The 18,154-nt window shown below is 30.1% G+C and carries 15 protein-coding genes; 9 read left to right on the top strand and 6 right to left on the bottom strand.

What is annotated here, in order from left to right; translation table 11 throughout:
* Nucleotides 1-51 precede the first annotated feature (51 nt).
* Complete coding sequence (locus tag L1S33_RS01820; protein WP_240560958.1) at nucleotides 52-2,259, bottom strand: patatin-like phospholipase family protein; 2,208 nt, start codon at nucleotides 2,257-2,259, stop codon at nucleotides 52-54.
* Nucleotides 2,260-4,053, bottom strand: coding sequence for an excinuclease ABC subunit UvrC (uvrC, locus tag L1S33_RS01815; protein ID WP_240560957.1), 1,794 nt, complete (start codon nucleotides 4,051-4,053; stop codon nucleotides 2,260-2,262).
* 65 nt (nucleotides 4,054-4,118) lie between these two features.
* Between uvrC and moaA the strand changes: the two genes are divergently transcribed.
* The 7 genes from moaA to L1S33_RS01780 all read left to right on the top strand — a co-directional run bounded on the left by moaA (nucleotide 4,119) and on the right by L1S33_RS01780 (nucleotide 11,249).
* On the top strand, nucleotides 4,119-5,111 hold the full coding sequence (gene moaA / locus L1S33_RS01810; protein WP_240560956.1) for a GTP 3',8-cyclase MoaA: 993 nt from the start codon (nucleotides 4,119-4,121) through the stop codon (nucleotides 5,109-5,111).
* A 3-nt stretch (nucleotides 5,112-5,114) separates the two neighbouring features.
* A complete protein-coding gene (locus L1S33_RS01805; RefSeq protein WP_240560955.1) occupies nucleotides 5,115-6,302 on the top strand; it encodes a molybdopterin molybdotransferase MoeA in 1,188 nt (395 codons plus the stop codon).
* Between the two features lie 10 nt (nucleotides 6,303-6,312).
* Nucleotides 6,313-6,735 (top strand): hypothetical protein, encoded by a 423-nt coding sequence (locus L1S33_RS01800; protein WP_240560954.1) that lies wholly within the window; start codon nucleotides 6,313-6,315, stop codon nucleotides 6,733-6,735.
* The gene (gene moaC, locus L1S33_RS01795) at nucleotides 6,722-7,198 is read left to right on the top strand and encodes a cyclic pyranopterin monophosphate synthase MoaC (RefSeq protein ID WP_240561630.1); all 477 of its coding nucleotides are present in this window, start codon (nucleotides 6,722-6,724) and stop codon (nucleotides 7,196-7,198) included. The genes L1S33_RS01800 and moaC overlap by 14 nt, the downstream gene beginning before the upstream one ends.
* Nucleotides 7,191-8,297 carry an NTP transferase domain-containing protein gene (locus tag L1S33_RS01790; RefSeq protein ID WP_240560953.1) on the top strand — a complete coding sequence of 369 codons (1,107 nt, stop codon included), beginning with the start codon at nucleotides 7,191-7,193 and terminating at the stop codon, nucleotides 8,295-8,297. The genes moaC and L1S33_RS01790 overlap by 8 nt, the downstream gene beginning before the upstream one ends.
* 105 nt (nucleotides 8,298-8,402) lie before the next feature.
* Nucleotides 8,403-9,479, top strand: a complete 1,077-nt coding sequence (locus L1S33_RS01785) for a HesA/MoeB/ThiF family protein (protein ID WP_240560952.1) — start codon at nucleotides 8,403-8,405, stop codon at nucleotides 9,477-9,479.
* Nucleotides 9,480-11,249: a MutS-related protein gene (locus L1S33_RS01780; protein ID WP_240560951.1), complete on the top strand. Its 1,770-nt coding sequence runs from the start codon at nucleotides 9,480-9,482 to the stop codon at nucleotides 11,247-11,249.
* 83 nt (nucleotides 11,250-11,332) lie between these two features.
* On the opposite strand, the gene L1S33_RS01775 is transcribed toward L1S33_RS01780, so the two are convergent.
* Entirely contained in the window at nucleotides 11,333-11,755 is a 423-nt protein-coding gene (locus tag L1S33_RS01775) for a molybdenum cofactor biosynthesis protein MoaE (RefSeq protein WP_240560950.1), read from the bottom strand.
* A 95-nt stretch (nucleotides 11,756-11,850) separates the two neighbouring features.
* On the opposite strand from L1S33_RS01775, the gene L1S33_RS01770 reads away from it, so the two are divergent.
* Nucleotides 11,851-12,123 carry a DUF3817 domain-containing protein gene (locus L1S33_RS01770; RefSeq protein WP_240560949.1) on the top strand — a complete coding sequence of 91 codons (273 nt, stop codon included), beginning with the start codon at nucleotides 11,851-11,853 and terminating at the stop codon, nucleotides 12,121-12,123.
* A gap of 98 nt (nucleotides 12,124-12,221) precedes the next feature.
* On the opposite strand, the gene L1S33_RS01765 is transcribed toward L1S33_RS01770, so the two are convergent.
* From L1S33_RS01765 to L1S33_RS01755, 3 genes are all read right to left on the bottom strand, one after another.
* The gene (locus L1S33_RS01765; RefSeq protein WP_240551261.1) at nucleotides 12,222-12,464 is read right to left on the bottom strand and encodes a MoaD/ThiS family protein; all 243 of its coding nucleotides are present in this window, start codon (nucleotides 12,462-12,464) and stop codon (nucleotides 12,222-12,224) included.
* A gap of 150 nt (nucleotides 12,465-12,614) precedes the next feature.
* The gene (locus L1S33_RS01760; protein WP_240560948.1) at nucleotides 12,615-13,145 is read right to left on the bottom strand and encodes a hypothetical protein; all 531 of its coding nucleotides are present in this window, start codon (nucleotides 13,143-13,145) and stop codon (nucleotides 12,615-12,617) included.
* A 109-nt stretch (nucleotides 13,146-13,254) separates the two neighbouring features.
* Complete coding sequence (locus L1S33_RS01755) at nucleotides 13,255-15,702, bottom strand: DUF5686 family protein (RefSeq protein WP_240560947.1); 2,448 nt, start codon at nucleotides 15,700-15,702, stop codon at nucleotides 13,255-13,257.
* 142 nt (nucleotides 15,703-15,844) lie between these two features.
* Here L1S33_RS01755 and L1S33_RS01750 point away from each other — a divergent pair, with 142 nt between their 5' ends.
* Nucleotides 15,845-18,133, top strand: a complete 2,289-nt coding sequence (locus L1S33_RS01750; protein WP_240560946.1) for an NADP-dependent malic enzyme — start codon at nucleotides 15,845-15,847, stop codon at nucleotides 18,131-18,133.
* The last annotated feature ends 21 nt before the right edge of the window (nucleotides 18,134-18,154 follow it).

The following is an 18,154-nucleotide window of genomic DNA, read 5'->3' as shown; positions in this document are numbered from 1 at the left end:
CATTTATCATATAAAAAGTCCCGCAACGTAAAGTTGCGGGACTTTTTTGTTTTAAAACCAAAATCCAAGATTAAATAGCCAATAATGTTCGCTATGATCTGGAGACCAACTGTATTTTAATTCTACAGGACCAACTATTGTTTCTAAGCCATAACCAACTGCATAACCAGATTTAATATCTTTAAATAATTCTCCATCTAGAAAAACATTTTTTTCTACACGTGCAAAGTTTGCTAACCCTGTAACATAGTGTTTATCAAACAAACGATATCGAAGTTCAAGCTCTGAACGTAAAAAACTTTGGTTTGTTAATTCACTTATATCATAACCATACATTGGATAAAATGTATTAATAAAGTTTTTATTATAACCGCCAAGTCTATAGTCAAAAACCTCAGAATCTTCTTCACCTAGTGTAAAACCGGCTTCAGATGTGTATTGTAAGGTTAGTTTGTCCCAAAAAGTAGTTGCAAAACTAACGGTTCCATCTATCTGAGAAAATTGATTAAAATCGTTTGCAGATGCGTCTAAATTATGTAGCGTTTCATTTCTATCGGACCACATATACCATTTAAAACCAAAGTTGGCATAGAAGCCTCTCGTAGGGAATTGATCTTTATTAAAAGTATCTAGCCTTAAAAATCCAAATGTATTTATGTAGTTGCTGTCATCAAAAAAAGTTTCTTGGTTATTGGTTAAGAAAGTCTCTGAAGACACTTCAATATTTTTGTGCTCTACTCCAAAACCAAATGCAAATTTTTTATCTAATGTTGTTTGTAGGTAAAAAGCATTTGTAAAATCTCTATACCTAATATCTATTTTATTAATATTATTTGTGTTAAATAAGACATTGGATTTAAATGTATTATATCTTGATGAAAATCCATAACTCAACGGCAATCCATTATCTACAAAGTATTCTAGATTATAGCGAATTCTATCTCCAACAACAACATCAACTGATAATTCATCATTTTTAAACAATAATTTTTTATGATTATAATTTAATAAAACTCCAGATCTATAAAGTAAATCGTAATGCACACCTAATTTTAAAAAAGATTTGGTTTTATCTTCTTTTACTTTAAGTACCAGTTTTTTTCCACTAAAGGATTTTTCGAAATGATAATCGATACGTTCAAAATTTTTGGTAGCTGCAAGAGTATTTATCTTTTTTGATAATTGTTTGTAAGAGATACTGTCTCCTTCTTTAATCAGTAATTTACCAAGTATATAGTTTTTAGAGTAGTTTTTATTTCCTTCAATTATAATTCTATCTAATAAAAAAGGATCTTTATTTATGTTGATTTTTGCTTTTGTTCTTTTTTTGATTTGAAGTTTTGCAATACTGTCAAAAACAACTTTATATGGCTTGGCTACTTTTATTCCTTCATTAATAATAGCTTCTGTATTTTCAAAAGATATAACATTGTACTCAACAATGTCTGGGCGCAAATAAATATTTACTAATTTAATTTGATCATCTGCTTTTTTATACATCTGAAAATTAATTATTTGCCCTAATATTGATGCAACCGAAGATAACTCGTCTCTATTGTATAAATTACCTTGAACGTTTACGCCAATAATAATATCTACGCCTTTTTTTTGCATAATATCTACTGGAAAGTTATTTACAACTCCGCCGTCAATAATTAGTTTACCATCAACTTCAACAGGATTTAATAAAGAAGGAAATGATGCGCTAGCTCTTAACGCTAAAGGTAGAGAACCTTTTTCCATGAGTACTTCGTCACCAGTTTCTAAATCGGTTCCAATACAAAAAAATGGAATGGGAAGTTTTTTAAAATCAGTAATTCCATCAACAGGCGCTAACAATTCAGTTAAAAAATTAAGTACATTTTGCCCTTTTGATAGGCCTAATGGAAGACCAATTGTATTATTTCTTATGGGTAAAGCAATTGCATGTTTTTCGCTATGTGCTTTTTCGAAATAAGGTTTTTCTCTTCGTGGAATTTCATCACGAAGTAAAGGCATAAAAGATGTTTTACCTACAATTTTAAGTATCTGTTCGGCAGAATAACCGCTTGCATATAATCCGCCAATTATAGAACCCATGCTTGTACCTCCAATATAATCTATTTGAACTCCAGCTTTTTCTAATTCTTGTAAAACGCCAATATGTGCAAATCCTTTTGCGCCACCGCCACTTAAAACTAAACCAACTTTGGGTTGGCTTTCTTGTGAAAAGAGAAGTGATGGAATTATAATTAATATGATTAAAAAATAATGTTTCATTTACTTTTTAGGATTAAAGTATTCGTACACTTTTATGGCTCTTGCGTTACCAATTTCTGAAGAAAGTTCATCTAAAGTTGCAGTCTTAACACGTTTTGCCGATTTAAATTTACGTAATAAAGTTGTAATAGTTTGTTTACCAACATTAGGAATTTGTTCTAATTCAGATTGAATAGCACTTTTACTCCTTTTATTTCTATGTAATGTTAAACTAAATCGATGTGCTTCATTACGTAAATACTGTATAATTTTAAGCGATTCTGATTTTTTATCTAAATACAACGGAACTGAATCTCCAGGATAATAAATTTCTTCCAATCTTTTTGCAATTCCAATAATGGCAATTTTTCCTCGTAAACCTAAAACATCTAAACTCTTTAAAGCTGAAGAAAGTTGTCCTTTTCCACCGTCAATAATTATTAACTGCGGCAATGGTTCGTCTTCTGCAAGTAAACGCTTATAACGTCTGTAAACTACTTCTTCCATGGAAGCAAAATCATCTGGACCTTCAACCGTTTTTATGTTGTAATGTCTGTAATCTTTCTTACTTGGTTTTCCGTTCTTAAAGACTACGCAAGCAGAAGTAGGATTAGTTCCTTGAATGTTTGAATTATCAAAACATTCAATATGTCTTGGCTCAATAGAAAGACGTAAATCCTTTTTCATTTGCGCCATAATTCTTTTTACATGACGATCAGGATCTACAATTTTTATCTGCTTAAACTGTTCCATGCGATAATACTTTGCGTTTCTTTCCGATAACTCAACAATACGTCTCTTATCACCTAATTTTGGAACGGTTACTTTTGTGTTTTCGCCAACATCAACTTTAAAAGGAACATAAATTTCTTTAGACTGAGAATTGAATCGTTGGCGCGTTTCAATAATAAAAAGCTCTAATAACTCTTTGTCCGATTCGTCTAATTTTTTCTTAATTTCCGTAGTATAAGACTGAATTATAGAACCGTTTGCAATCTTAAAAAAGTTAACATAACCGTGCGTTTCATCAGAAATAACAGAAAAAACATCTACATTATTTATAGTTGGGTTTACAACTGTAGATTTTGCTTGGTAATTAGCCAATAAATCTAGTTTTTCTTTAATTTTTTGAGCCTCTTCAAATTCCATTTTCTCAGCAAAATCAAACATCATTTGCTTAAATTTCGCCAGAGTTTCTTTAAAATTCCCTTTAATAATACTTCTAATTGCTGTTATTTCTTGCAGATAATTTCCTTCAGTTTGCAAGCCTTCGCAAGCACCTTTACAGTTTCCTAAATGGTATTCTAAACAAACTTTATATTTACCTGTACTAATTTTTTCAGGATGTAAATCGAAAGCACAAGTTCTTAATGGATAAATCTCTTTTATCAAATCTAACAAAGCTCTAACGGTTCTTACTGAAGTATAAGGCCCAAAATATTCAGAACCATCTTTTATTACATTTCTTGTTAGGAAAATTCTTGGAAAGCGTTCTTTTTTAATGCAAATCCACGGATAGGTTTTATCATCCTTTAAAAGAATATTGTAACGCGGTTTGTGCTTTTTAATCAAGCTGTTTTCTAGCAATAAAGCGTCAGTTTCAGTATTAACAACAATATGTTTTATGCTGACAATTTTCTTTACTAAAACACGTGTTTTACCATTTTCATGATTCTTGGTGAAATAAGAAGTAACGCGTTTTTTTAAGTTTTTAGCTTTACCAACGTATAAAATTCCATCGTCTTTATCAAAATATTGATAAACACCAGGCGAATTTGGTAGCGTTTTTAGTTGAAGTTCTAACGGAGTTGGCATTAAACGAAAATACAATTTTTATTAATTCTATATGCTGAAAAATGTAGAATTACTACCTTTACGATATGAGTAAATTAATAGACAATTTTGGGCGTCAAATAAACTACGTTAGGTTGGCGGTTACAGATCGCTGTAATTTGCGTTGCCAATATTGTATGCCAGCGCACGGAATTGATATTGTGCCAAGAAAAGAGCTGTTAACTTTTAAGGAAATGTATCGTTTAATTCGTGTTTTAACAGAATTGGGTGTAAATAAAATTCGTTTAACTGGCGGAGAACCTTTTGTGCGTAAAGATTTTGTTGGTTTTTTAGAAATGTTGTCTTTTAATGATTTATTAGAAGACATAAATATTACCACAAATGGCGCGTTGATTTACAATCATATTGAAACCTTAGAAAAGTTAAAAAAAGTAAAGAATATCAATTTGAGTATTGATAGTTTAAAAGCCGATAGGTTCAACGAAATTACACGTAGAAACGTGTTTGATGAGGTTTATAAAACCATGGAAGCTTTAGAAAAAAGCAACATGAATTTAAAACTGAATGTTGTTGTACAATCAGGAATTAACACTGATGAAATCAACGATTTTGTTCGATTAACAAAAGATAAAAATATTGCTGTTCGTTTTATTGAAGAAATGCCTTTTAATGGAAAAGGGCAGCGAGAAATGCAAGAAAATTGGACATTTAAAAAGATTTTAAACGAAATAAAAAAGGAGTTTTCGGTTGAAGAAATTCAGTCTGAAAAATCATCAACTTCACGTAATTTTTCAATTGAAAATTACGTAGGTTCTGTTGGAATAATTCCTGCATTTACAAGAACAATTTGTAACGATTGTAACCGAATTAGAATCACTTCAACAGGAACTTTTAAAAATTGTTTGTTTGATGATGGCGTTTTTAATTTACGAGATTTTATTAGAAATGGTGCTTCAAATGACGATTTAAAAGAGCTTTTTTTAAGTTTGATAAAAGAAAAGCCAGAAAATGGTTTTATAGCAGAAGCAAACCGAACAAAAGGAAATGTTTCCGAAAGCATGAGTACAATTGGAGGGTAAAATATGATTTCAGTAAAAGAAGCGAAAAATATAATTTTAAACTCAACCCAAGACTTTGGTGTTGAAGAAATTCCGTTTATAAAATCTGTTGGTAGAATTTTAAAAGAAGAAATTGTTGCAGATAGAGATTTTCCGCCATTTAATAGAGTTTCTATGGACGGAATTGCAATTAATTATACTTATTTCAAAAACGGACAACGAAGTTTTAAAGTTGAAGGAATCCAAGCTGCAGGAAGTGAACAATTAACAATGCAAAATTCAGAAAATTGTATTGAAGTAATGACTGGAGCAGTTTTACCAAACAATTGCGATACTGTAATCAGATATGAAGATGTAACGATAGAAAACGGAATTGCAACCATAACTGTCAATGAAATAAAAGACAAACAAAATATTCACGTAAAAGGAAAAGATAAAACCAAAAATGACGTTTTAATTGCGGAAAACAAATTGATTTCTGCTGCTGAAATTGGCGTTTTTGCAACCGTTGGAAAATCATTTGTTAAAGTAGCAAAGGAACCTAAAGTATTAATTGTTTCTACTGGAGATGAATTGGTTGGAGTCGATGAAATACCACTTGAACATCAAATAAGAAGAAGCAATGTTTTTACCTTGGTTTCTTTGTTAGAACGATTACATATTCCATCTGAAACAATACACATAACTGACAATAAACAGATTTTAAAAAATAAAATTAAAATCTGTTTAGAAGAGTTTGATGTTCTGCTTTTTAGTGGCGCAGTAAGCAAAGGGAAGTTCGATTTTTTACCAGAGGTTTTTAACGAATTAGGCGTTGAAAAACTATTTCATAAAGTAGCACAAAGACCTGGAAAACCATTTTTCTACGGAAAAACAAATAATAGTAACGTATTTGGATTTCCTGGAAATCCTATTTCGACTTTTGTAAATTGTTTAGCATATTTTTATCCTTGGTATTATAAATCAGTTGGAATTAAAATAGAAGAAGAAACAGCTATTTTAAATGCAGATGTAACTTTTAAACCGAGTTTAACCTATTTTTTACAAGTAAAATTAAGTTATAGATTTGGACATACAATTGCAACACCAATTACTGGAAACGGCTCTGGAGATTTGGCAAGTTTAGTAAACGCAGATGCTTTTATTCAGTTGCCACATGATAAAACGGAGTTTAAAATCGGTGAAAATTACCCAATAATAAGATATAGATAAAAGACAAAAAATGAAAGCACTTTTGAAATTATATAGAATATTATCATATTTAATATTATTGTTTTTTATTGTTGGATTTGGATTAAGTATTAGAGAATATGTTACAGGAAAAACTCTCTTTGATTCTTTTCAATTGATATTTAATATTTTATGGATTTATTTGTTTTTATCAGTTTTATATTTCCATCGTAAAACAAAAGAAATGAATGATTTAAAGAGATTTAAATTTGACATTTTATCAGTTGTAACTAATTTAACAGTAGGCTTTTTATTCCTAGGATTTTCTCTTTTTGTTCTTTTTGTATATCCAATAAATCCTATTGACTTAGAAGAAGTTTTAAGATTACTTTTATTAGCTTTAGTCGGCTTTTATGGGTTTTTAAAGATTAATTATTCAATTTTCGTTTATAAAAAAATAAATAATGGAATTTAGTCATATCAATAAAAAAGGAAGTCCTAAAATGGTAAATGTTTCTGATAAGAAAATTACCAAAAGAACAGCAATTGCAAAAGCAACCATGTTTTTAGGAACAGAAATAATTTCTCATTTTACAAATGATGAATTAATTACTAAAAAAGGACCTGTTTTTCAAACTGCAATTATTGCTGGAATTCAAGCAGTAAAAAAGACTTCAGAGCTAATACCAATGTGTCATCCTTTATTAATTAATGGAGTAGATGTTGATATTAATATTGTCGATACAGAAACTATAGAAGTGCTTTGTAAAGTTACTATTGAAGGTAAAACCGGAGTAGAAATGGAAGCTTTAACAGGTGTAAATATTACATGTTTAACTATTTATGACATGTGTAAAAGCATCAGCCAAGAAATGGTGATTAAAGAAGTGAAGTTACTTGAGAAAACAGGAGGAAAATCTGATATAAAAAATGGCTAAACACAAAAAACATACAAATTTAGAAAGACGAAATAATTATAATTTTGCACCAAATGAAATCGCTATTTTGGGTGCAAATTGTGGTGTTATTTCTGATTTAGTTTCTGAAGTTTCGCAAAAATTAGCGAAATATAAATTAGCTTATTTTGATGCTTCGCACGCAAAAGATGTCGAAAAAAATACGTTGTCTGAATATGTTTTTCATCATCAAGGAAATTTACAAATAACAACTTCTGGAAACATAAATAAATTCCAGCAACGCTTAGATTTTGCGGAATTCGATTATGTGTTCATTAACGGGAATCATTATCAAGGAGCAAAACAAATTCTAATTTTAGATGAAGCAAAAGAAGCTTCAGTTTTAAAAAGATTGGAACAGCTAGATAGCATTCAGTTTGTGGTGAAGTTGAAAAAGGAAACTGAGTTTTTTGATTTTCTTGTTGAAAAATATCCACACATAAAAAACTTGATTTGTTACACAATTGATGAGGTCGATAAAATTGCAAATCATATAAATAATCTAATTCAAGAGAAAATTGCTCCAATAAAAGGTTTGGTTTTAGTTGGCGGAAAAAGTACCAGAATGGGAGCTGATAAATCGACTTTAGAGTATTACGGAAAACCACAAAAGGAATTTGCTAAAGAATTGTTAGAAAGTAACAATATAGAAACCTTTTATTCTGTTGAAAGTATCTCTGAAAACCAAAATGAAATTCACGATACATTTTTAAACTTAGGTCCTTTTGGTGGAATTTGTTCAGCCTTTCAAAAAGACCCAAATTCGGCTTGGATTGTTTTAGCTACAGATTTACCATTTGTAGATAAAAATCTGATTAGACAATTATTAGAAAAAAGAAACACCAGTAAAGCTGCAACTGCAATTAAAGGAAAAGATAAAAATTTCCCTGAACCATTAATTACAATTTACGAACCAAAAGCGTATCCTATTTTGTTGCAATATTTAGCGCAAGGGTATTCTTGCCCTCGAAAAATGTTAATTAATTCTGATGTTGAGATTGTAGAAGTTGACGATGCTTTTATTAGAAATATAAATACGCCAGAAGATTTAGAAATGGCTAAAAAGGAGATAGCAAAATAAACAGTGTCATTCCGAACGAAGTATGAGGAGGGATCTTAAGTTATTGAAAAATGAGATTTCTAAATCGCTTAAAAAAGCTCATTTCGAAATGACAAAAAGTATAAAATGAAACCAACAAAAGAACAGCTTTTTAAACGCCAAACAACTTTAGTAGAAGTTGGAGAAGAAGGGCGACAAAAATTACAAAACGCAAAAGTTTTAGTGGTTGGTTGTGGAGGTTTAGGAAGTCCAATTGCAGTGTATTTAGCTTCAAGTGGCGTTGGTAAAATTCATTTAGTAGATTTTGATACTGTTGATATTACCAATTTACATAGACAAGTTTTCTTTTCGTTGGATGATGTTGGTCAATCAAAAGCAGCAGTTTTATCAGAATTTATAAAAAAGAGAGCGCCATTTACTGAAGTTAGTTTTAGTGATTATCCAATTACAAAAGAGAATGTGTTTGAGTTAATTTCAGAGTATGATATTATTGTAGATGGAACAGATTCTTTACCAACAAAATACTTAATAAATGATGCTTGTGTTTTAAAAGATAAGCCTTTGGTTTATGGTTCTTTGTATAAGTTTGATGGTTATGTAGCTACTTTTAACGTTTTACAAAAAGATGGAACAAGAAGTTCTAATTTACGAGATGCGTTTCCAAAAATGGCAACTGATGTTCCAAATTGTGAAGAAGCTGGAACTTTAAATCCTATTGTTGGTGTAATTGCAATGCAACAAGTTAATGAAGTTTTAAAGTGGATTTTAAATTTAGATAAATTACTGATTAGACAATTATTAGTTTATAATTTTTTACAAAATTCACAATTAAAAATGAAGCTAAATAATACAGTTTCAAAAGAACATATTGAACAAATTTTTGAAAATGAAACGTATTTTGATGCAAGTTGTGAAATTAGAAATCCTGATTGGTTAATATCTGCTGACAAACTAAAAAATAAGATTAATGAGGTGGAAATTATTTCAGTAATAGCAAATCAAGAAATAGAATATCCGTTTAAAGTTGACGAGAATATTCCGCTTTCTCAATTGCCAAATTTTGGCTTTATTCCGAAGGAAAATAAAGAGTATGTTTTTGTCTGTCAAAAAGGAAACTCAAGTTATACTGCAATAAAATTATTAAAAGAAAAATTTCCTGAAGCAACTATGTTAAGTCTGGTTGGAGGAATTACAAATTACTAAATGAAAAATCTATTAGAGTTTTATACAGATCTAAAAGCTGACTTAGAAGAACAAGCTGCTGTTTTAAAAAGAAAATCAATTAATTTAAGTGTGTTTAGGTTTGCTGTTTTTTTAACAACAGCATTTTTAGTGTATTTAACTTTTGGTAAATATCCAGATGTTTTTATCATTGCTTTTTTAGGTATTTTATTGTTTAGTTTCTTGGTAACAAAACATATCGATTTAAAAAGAAAAAGAGCAATTATCGATGCTAAAATAGCTGTAAATACTACCGAAATAAAAGCGATAAATCGTGATTTTCATCATTTAGAAACAGGAGGAAAATTTATTAATCCATCACATTTTTATAGTAATGATATAGACTTGTTTGGAAAAGGTTCTTTTTTTCAATTTGTAAATAGAACTACAACTAATGATGGAAAAGAGTTGCTTGCGAATACATTTACAGAAAACAACATTGATGACATTGTTCAGAAACAAAACACTATAAAAGAGTTGTCTCAAAAAGTAAAATGGCGCCAACATTTTGCAGCTTTGGCAAGTTTGGTTTCAGTAAAAAACACATCAAGAAACATTGTAAATTGGCTTACGAATTACACTGCTGTATTTCCAAAATTCCTTTCTATAATTCAAGTTGCTTTCTCAATTGTGTCTTTAGTATTAATTGGTTTGCTTTCTTTTGGTATTATTTCATTTTCAATATTGGTTTTATGGTTTTTTATTGGACTTGCTATAACAGGAGTTTTCTTTAAAAGAACGCAAAAATTATATAATGATACTGATGAAGTTAGAAAAACATTTAAACAATATCATGTGTTGTTAAATGAAATTGAAAACGAGGAGTTTACTTCAAAAATATTGTCAGAAAAACAGAAAATAATCAATTCAGAAAGCAAAAAAGCATCGGCTATTTTTAAAGAATTTTCAAGAATATTAGATGCGTTTGATCAACGAAATAATATCTTAATTTCTGTTGTTGGAAACGGACTTTTTTTATCAGAAATTAGAAATGCTGTAAATGCAGAAAAATGGATTGTCAACTATAAACATACTGTAAAAGACTGGTTTAATGTTGTTGCTTTTTTCGATGCTCAAAATTCGTTGTCTAACTTTCATTTTAATCACCCAAAGTTTGTTTTTCCTAAAATTTCTTCCGCAAAAGAAATTATAAAATCGTGTAATTTAGGACATCCTTTATTAGATGCGAAAAAGAGAGTTGATAATGATTTTTTAATTGATGACGAGCAGTTTTTTATTGTAACTGGAGCAAATATGGCAGGGAAAAGCACGTTTTTAAGAACTGTTTCTTTGTCTATTGTTATGGCAAATTGTGGTTTGCCAGTTTGTGCAGAATCGTTTTTGTATTCGCCAATAAAACTGATTACAAGTATGAGAACTACTGATTCTTTAACGGAAGACGAATCTTATTTTTATTCAGAATTAAAGCGATTAAAATTTATTGTTGATGAAATAAAACAAGAAAAATATTTTATCATTTTAGATGAAATTTTAAAAGGAACCAACAGCAAAGACAAAGCAATTGGTTCTAAAAAGTTTGTTGAAAAATTGACGAAATCTAAATCGACCGGAATTATTGCAACACATGATGTTAGTTTGTGCGAATTAGAAAATGAGTTTTCTGAAGTTAAAAACTATTATTTTGATGCAGAAATTATTAAAGACGAATTACATTTCGATTACACATTAAAAAATGGAGTTTGCAAAAATATGAATGCTTCTTTCTTGTTACAGAAAATGGAGATTGTTTAGTTTTGTCTAAAGTCTAAAGTCTAAAGTCTAAAGTCTAAAGTCTAAAGTCTAAAGTCTAAAGTCTAAAGTCTAAAGTCTAAAGATTAAGGATGTGCATTTACCCAAACTTCGCCATCAGAAAAATGCTCTTTTTTCCAAATAGGCACTGTTTCTTTTAACGTATCAATAGCAAATTGACAAGCATCAAAAGCAGCTTTTCTATGTTTTGCAGAAGCGGTAATAATTACAGGAATTTCACCAATTTGCAGCATTCCTTCTGCATGATGAATGGCAATTTTTTCAATCTTAAATTTATCCAATGCTAAATCAGCAATTTTTTGCATTTCTTTAATTGCCATTGGTTTGTAGGTAGAAAAATCTAGTTGAATTACTTCTTTTCCTTGTGTGTCGTTTCTAACTGTACCAACAAACGCTGCAATTCCACCACAAGAATCGTCTGTTACAAAATTGTAACATTCTTGTAAATCGAGTTTTTTAGATGTAACTTTTATTGAAGTTTTTTCCATTTTTATGAGATGCTGAGTCAAGTTCAGCGATTTACAAACAAAAATAGCAAAACAAACTTGTATCTTTGCCAACTTAAATAAATATCTAATTTATTATGAAAAACATATTTAGAATTGTTAGTTTTTTTGAAGGAGTTTCCTACTTATTATTGCTTTTTATAGCGACACCAATAAAGTATTTGCAAGGAGATGCGTCTTATGTAAAAATGCTTGGAATGCCACACGGAATTCTTTTTATGCTATATATTGTTTTGGCAATTGTTATTAAAAAAGAAATGAATTGGAGCAACAAAACACTAGGAATTGTATTGTTATGTTCTGTAATTCCATTCGGAACTTTTTATATGGATAAAAAGTATTTGAAGTAAGTTCATTCAATCTTGTTATTCTGAACTTGTTTCAGAATCTCATTTTTAGATTTCTCAATCGTCTAAAAAGGCTTATTTCGAAATGACTACAAGTATTTTTATCCTCCAGAAACAGGCGGAATAATTGCAATAACATCATTTTCTTGAAGTATTAAAGTGCTGTCTGCATAACTTTCATTTACAGCAATTGCATAGCTATTGATGTTTTTTAACTGTGGATATTTAACCAATAAGGCACTCTTTAAATCTGCAACAGAAGAATTAGTGTCAACTTCAAAATCTAAAGATGAAGTTTCTAGTAAATCTGATGTAATTCCGAAAAGTAGTATTTTAATTTTCATTGTTTTTTTGAAGATTCGCTAACGTGTTTGTATAAGATTTGTGCGACTGAAAATCCGCAGGATTATCTGCCAGAACAAATCGGTTTGCTAAAATGTATATTGTTTCAATTTTTGTTTAAATTTAAGCATAAATTTTATACGGTGTTGTGCTTAGTTTTTATCATTCTTAAAATCTAAATTTTCAATAAAGTAATCAACATCTTTCAAGTATTTATCAAAATATTTTTTGTCTGCTTGATATCTCAATATGTAAAAATTATTCTTGTGTGAAAAATGAAAAATATAAGTAATTAATTCCTCGGTATTCCTCAATTCATAAATGTTGGTTACCTTATAAATATCTGTATTTCCAAACCTAGTTTGTATATTTTTAGGTAAACCAATTTTTTCTAATTCCTCTTTAGATTTGTTTAATTGATTAATCGGACCTATTTCCAAGATTGATCCATTAAAATTGAAGATCTGAACTTTACATTTATGCAAATAATCATTCAAATCCTTTGGCGTGTAAGCAATTGAATTATGGTCTAGTTTGTATGTCCAACTTTCAGGATAATTTACAACAACTTTCTTCAATTTAAATAGTTCATTAATTTTCTTTTCTGAATCTATAGCTTCAAATTTTTGACTTCCGCAACTCAAAAATAAAATCGGTAAAAAAAGGGTTAGTATTTTTTTCATAATTAAGTACAATGTATTTCTGAATATGCGTCGTTTTAATGACTTATATTCAACGTTAGCGAAGTTACCCAAAAATGAGTTTAGAAAAAAACTAAATTTTGCTGGTCTCTTAAAACAAACTCAAGCCAAAAATAAAACCGTTATTTGTTTGTCCGTTATAATTAGAACGTACATAATCTACACGTAAAACACGCCATTTTCCCCAACCAATATTGTCAATACCAACAGAGTATTCTGTGTATGGTTTTCTGTCTGCTGTAAATAATGCTTTTGCGCCACCAACTAAATGAAAATTCAGCTTTTCTATTAGCGGAATTTTACCCAAAATTGCTCCTTTAAAATTATGCTCTGCATGCATTTCTGCATATTTATCATTAGTGCTAAAGGCATAATAATCTAATAAGTTAAATCGGTTTGTATGATTATTGTTTGGTGTTAGTTTTAGTAGATTTCCGTTTGCATGAAGGTAATCCATTAAAGCTATATTTTTCTTTTCTAAAAAGATGCCAGAGCGGATGTTGTATCTAAAATTACCTAAATTACCAACCGTTATATTTTGATGTAATCTTGCGGTAAATAAATCGGAATTTAACTGCTCATTATCTGCTCCAAATGTTTTACGATATCCAATATATAAAGAAGGATATTTATTGCTATCCATATTAAATTTTCGATTTGGATACAGTAAATATTTTTGCCCAAAAGTAATGTTTGCGCCAACATTTAAAGACCAAATTTTATGTTCGTTAAACAATTGTGGATTATTAACGGTATAGCTAACATTATCTCTATTTATTGCAGAATAATCTGTAGTATTAAACAGCGGTTTTCTGTTTGCGTATTCCAAAGAACCATTTACTAAAATACCGTTTACCGCTTCTTGAGAATACCCAATTCTAGCAAACGTTTTTTCGTATATTTTTAAGTAATTACGTTCCCAGAAGATTGAATTAAAACTATTGTATAATTTAGAAATAGGATTTCTATTATTGAATTGCGGCGTACTTATTCCTCCAGAAATATTTAATCTTGGACGCTTTAAATTATCCCATTTCTTATTGAAGTAAAAAACAGGTCTCAGTTTTTTTTCTGATAAACCATAATTTAAATCTACCCCAGTATTCCACCATTTTCCTTCATCATTTAAACGTTTAAAATAACTTAATCCAACGGTAGCATTATATCCTTGTACAGTATTAAAATTTATACTTGTTAATGGCGAATTAAATCGTACACTCCAATCTTTATAAGAGTTTCTGTACGTGTAACCTGTAATTGGAGAAAGCCAATTTAGTTTGTTTCTTTTTACATCTACAGAGTCTAAATATTTTTTAGATTTTCTAACAATTTTAATGCTGTCTTTTATAGTGTAATCTTTAGTTTCTTCAACAGTTAAAGGAACTGGGCGTAATTTATTCCAGTAAACAGAATCTTTTTTTGTGGCTTGTTCTTCAAAAGATAATACTTGATTTGTAAATGTTTTATCTGTAAAATTTGGTACGAAATTATAATCAGAATATGCTGCAGAAAAACGACCATTGACATTAAAACCAAACATTCCTATTTTAAAATCTACCGTTTGAGAAATTAAAACCCAGGTTTTTTGGGCTTCAGAAAAATTATAATTCAGTTTAAAATGCAATTTATCAACCGCAGTAATATTTACTTGTGTTCCAGTTACAGTTGCATCAACTCCGTATAACATCCAATCGTCTTCGGCTACATAAATAAAGCCGGTAAAAACACGGTCGTTTTCTCTTCTTGGTGTAATTTTTATTTTGTTGATGAGTTTTCCGTTTTTATCATAAAAGATACCTTCTAATTTAAATTTATAAAAACCAAACGCATTGTTGGCAATTGGCGAAACTAGATTAGCATCTGCAACCACAACTTGATTTTGATAGAAATCGAAATTAGCTTCTTCAGCTCTATTGAAAGAAATTCCGTTGTCGCGTCCGCTAACTTTAGAGGCTACAATGTGTTCTTTAAATTTTTGAGGTTTTTTCTGAAATGAAATATTAGAAATAGTTTCAGAAAGATAGATGATTCCACTTCGGGTAGAATCTAATCCGCCACCAAAATCGCCCAAAGTTTGTCCCAATATTTTTTCTGGAGCATCTTTAATTTTAAACAAACCACGAGAATAAAATTTGGCAGTATAAGCAGCCATTTTATCGGTGTTTTTCTCCTTGTTTGCAATTACGTTTCTAATTATTTTGTTAGCAGGATCTTCTTCCGAAGAAATTAAAACTTCATCTAAAACAAATTCTTCTTCAGTTAATTTTACGTTTAAATTATGTGGAAAAGCATCAATCTTAATAGCTTTTTTTAATGTTTTATACCCTAAAAACTGAAAAATTAAAGTGTGATTACCTGTTTTGGTGATTGGTAATATGTATTCTCCGTTATTATTTGTAGTAGTTCCAGTTACCGTTCCATCTAAATAAACGCTAACAAAAGACAGTTTTTTATTATTTGTATCAGTTACAGTTCCTCTAATTTGAGAAAAAACACTAATAGATATAAAAACAAAAAGTAGTGTAGTAATTTTTTTCATAGTATTTAGGTTGTGTTTTACAAACATATAATATCATTAGTTAGGTATTCGACTAAAAAATGTTAAAGATGTTACAAAAGTTTATTAATTATAAGAACTTCGAGCTAAACTATTATATTTGTTAGTTCAAATTAACAAACTTATGAGTGATTCTAGAAAAAGACACGAAGCTTTATTATACCATGCAAAACCTAAGCCAGGAAAGATTGAGGTTATACCTACTAAAAAGTATGCAACTCAGCACGATTTAGCTTTGGCATATTCTCCAGGAGTTGCAGAGCCTTGTTTAGAGATTGAAAAAGATAAAAACAATGTTTATAAATATACTGCCAAAGGAAATTTGGTAGCTGTAATTTCTAATGGAACAGCGGTTTTAGGTTTGGGTGATATAGGCCCAGAAGCTTCTAAGCCCGTAATGGAAGGAAAAGGTTTGTTGTTTAAGATTTTTGCAGATATAGATGTATTTGATATAGAGGTAGATGCAACAGATGTAGATAAGTTTGTAGAAACAGTGAAGGCTATTGCACCAACTTTTGGTGGAATAAACCTTGAAGATATTAAAGCACCAGAAGCTTTTGAAATTGAAAGAAGATTAAAGGAGGAATTAGATATTCCTGTAATGCATGATGACCAGCATGGTACAGCAATTATTTCTGCGGCAGCTTTAAAAAACGCTTTAGAAATTAACGGGAAAGATATTTCTAAAGTTCAAATTGTGGTAAACGGAGCTGGAGCTGCAGCAATTTCTTGTACTCGTTTGTATCTGAAACTTGGCGTAAAAAGAGAAAATGTTGTCATGTGTGATAGCAAAGGTGTTATCAGAAAAGATAGAGATAATTTAACTTCTCAGAAAGCAGAGTTTGCTACAGATAAAGATGTAGAAACTCTAGAAGAAGCAATGCATAATGCAGATGTTTTTATTGGACTTTCAATGGGGAATGTAGTAACTCCAAAAATGTTATTGGCTATGGCAAAGAATCCAATTGTGTTTGCAATGGCAAATCCAGATCCAGAAATTGGGTACGATTTAGCGATAGATACAAGAGACGATATTATTATGGCAACAGGAAGATCAGATCATCCTAACCAAGTTAATAATGTATTAGGATTTCCGTTTATTTTCCGTGGAGCATTAGATGTTAGAGCAACAGCAATTAACGAAGAAATGAAAATGGCTGCTGTACATGCTTTGGCAGATTTAGCAAAAAAATCGGTTCCAGAACAAGTAAATATTGTGTATGATGAAGTGAGTTTATCCTTCGGAAAAGAATATATAATTCCAAAACCTTTTGATCCACGTTTAATTTATGAAATTCCACCAGCAATTGCAAAAGCGGCAATGGATTCTGGAGTAGCTTTAGAACCAATTTTAGATTGGGATAAATATCGCGAAGAATTAATGGAGCGTTCTGGAAGTGGAAGTAAAGAAATTAGATTACTACACAACCGTGCTAAAAGTAATCCTAAGAGTATTGTTTTTGCAGAAGCAGATCATCTAGATGTGTTAAAAGCTGCACAAAGAGTGCATGAAGAGAAATTAGGAAAACCAATTTTATTAGGAAGAAAAGAGCTGATTTTAGAGCTAAAAGAAGAGATAGGTTTTACTGCGGATGTGCCAATTATAGATCCAAAAACGGATGAAGAAAAAGAGAGAAGAACTCGTTTCGGAAATGCATATTGGGAAACAAGACAGCGTAAAGGAAGAACTTTATCAGAAGCAAAAAAGTTAATGCGTGAGCGTAACTATTTTGCAGCAATGATGATAAATGAAGGTGAAGCGGATGCTCTAGTTACTGGATATTCTAGACCTTATCCAACAGTAGTAAAACCAATGTTAGAGTTGATTGAAAGGGATAAAGGCGTTAGCCGTATCGCAGCAACCAATTTAATGCTAACAAAACAAGGTCCAATGTTTTTAGCTGATACAACTATTAATGTAAATCCAACAGCAAAAGATTTGGCTAAAATTTGTCAAATGACTTCTCAGTTAGCAAAAATGTTTGGTATGAAACCAAATGTTGCTATGTTATCTTTTTCAAACTTTGGGTCTTCAAATACTGAGACTTCTAGAAAGATTAGAGAAGCTGTTTCGTATATTCATCGTCATTTTCCTCATGTAAATGTTGATGGGGAAATTCAAGCAGATTTTGCGTTAAATCCAGAAATGTTAGCAAAAGAGTTTCCTTTTTCTAAATTAAATGGTAAAAAAGTAAACGTGTTAATTTTTCCTAATTTAGAATCGGCAAATATTACTTATAAATTGTTAAAACAAATTGATAAAGCAGAGTCTATTGGGCCAATTATTTTAGGATTTAGTAAACCTGTACATGTTTTACAGTTAGGTGCAAGTGTAGATGAAATGGTAAACATGGCTGCAGTAGCAGTTGTGGACGCACAAAACAAAGAAAATAAGGCGAAATTAAAGAACTAAAAATCAGTTTTTCAAAACAAA

It is taken from the genome of Tenacibaculum aquimarinum, from assembly GCF_022478115.1.
GTDB classification, from domain to species: Bacteria; Bacteroidota; Bacteroidia; order Flavobacteriales; family Flavobacteriaceae; genus Polaribacter; species Polaribacter aquimarinum_A.
Note: the sequence above shows the minus strand (reverse complement) of the source record. Positions and strands in the feature narration are given on the sequence as shown.

Bases quoted from the DNA above. Each gene is read 5' to 3' on its own strand.
- L1S33_RS01820 (WP_240560958.1), bottom strand. From the start codon at position 2,259: ATGAAACATTATTTTTTAATCATATTAATTATAATTCCATCACTTCTC.
- uvrC (WP_240560957.1), bottom strand. From the start codon at position 4,053: ATGCCAACTCCGTTAGAACTTCAACTAAAAACGCTACCAAATTCGCCT.
- moaA (WP_240560956.1), top strand. From the start codon at position 4,119: ATGAGTAAATTAATAGACAATTTTGGGCGTCAAATAAACTACGTTAGG.
- L1S33_RS01805 (WP_240560955.1), top strand. From the start codon at position 5,115: ATGATTTCAGTAAAAGAAGCGAAAAATATAATTTTAAACTCAACCCAA.
- L1S33_RS01800 (WP_240560954.1), top strand. From the start codon at position 6,313: ATGAAAGCACTTTTGAAATTATATAGAATATTATCATATTTAATATTA.
- L1S33_RS01790 (WP_240560953.1), top strand. From the start codon at position 7,191: ATGGCTAAACACAAAAAACATACAAATTTAGAAAGACGAAATAATTAT.
- L1S33_RS01785 (WP_240560952.1), top strand. From the start codon at position 8,403: ATGAAACCAACAAAAGAACAGCTTTTTAAACGCCAAACAACTTTAGTA.
- L1S33_RS01780 (WP_240560951.1), top strand. From the start codon at position 9,480: ATGAAAAATCTATTAGAGTTTTATACAGATCTAAAAGCTGACTTAGAA.
- L1S33_RS01775 (WP_240560950.1), bottom strand. From the start codon at position 11,755: ATGGAAAAAACTTCAATAAAAGTTACATCTAAAAAACTCGATTTACAA.
- L1S33_RS01770 (WP_240560949.1), top strand. From the start codon at position 11,851: ATGAAAAACATATTTAGAATTGTTAGTTTTTTTGAAGGAGTTTCCTAC.
- L1S33_RS01765 (WP_240551261.1), bottom strand. From the start codon at position 12,464: ATGAAAATTAAAATACTACTTTTCGGAATTACATCAGATTTACTAGAA.
- L1S33_RS01760 (WP_240560948.1), bottom strand. From the start codon at position 13,145: ATGAAAAAAATACTAACCCTTTTTTTACCGATTTTATTTTTGAGTTGC.
- L1S33_RS01755 (WP_240560947.1), bottom strand. From the start codon at position 15,702: ATGAAAAAAATTACTACACTACTTTTTGTTTTTATATCTATTAGTGTT.
- L1S33_RS01750 (WP_240560946.1), top strand. From the start codon at position 15,845: ATGAGTGATTCTAGAAAAAGACACGAAGCTTTATTATACCATGCAAAA.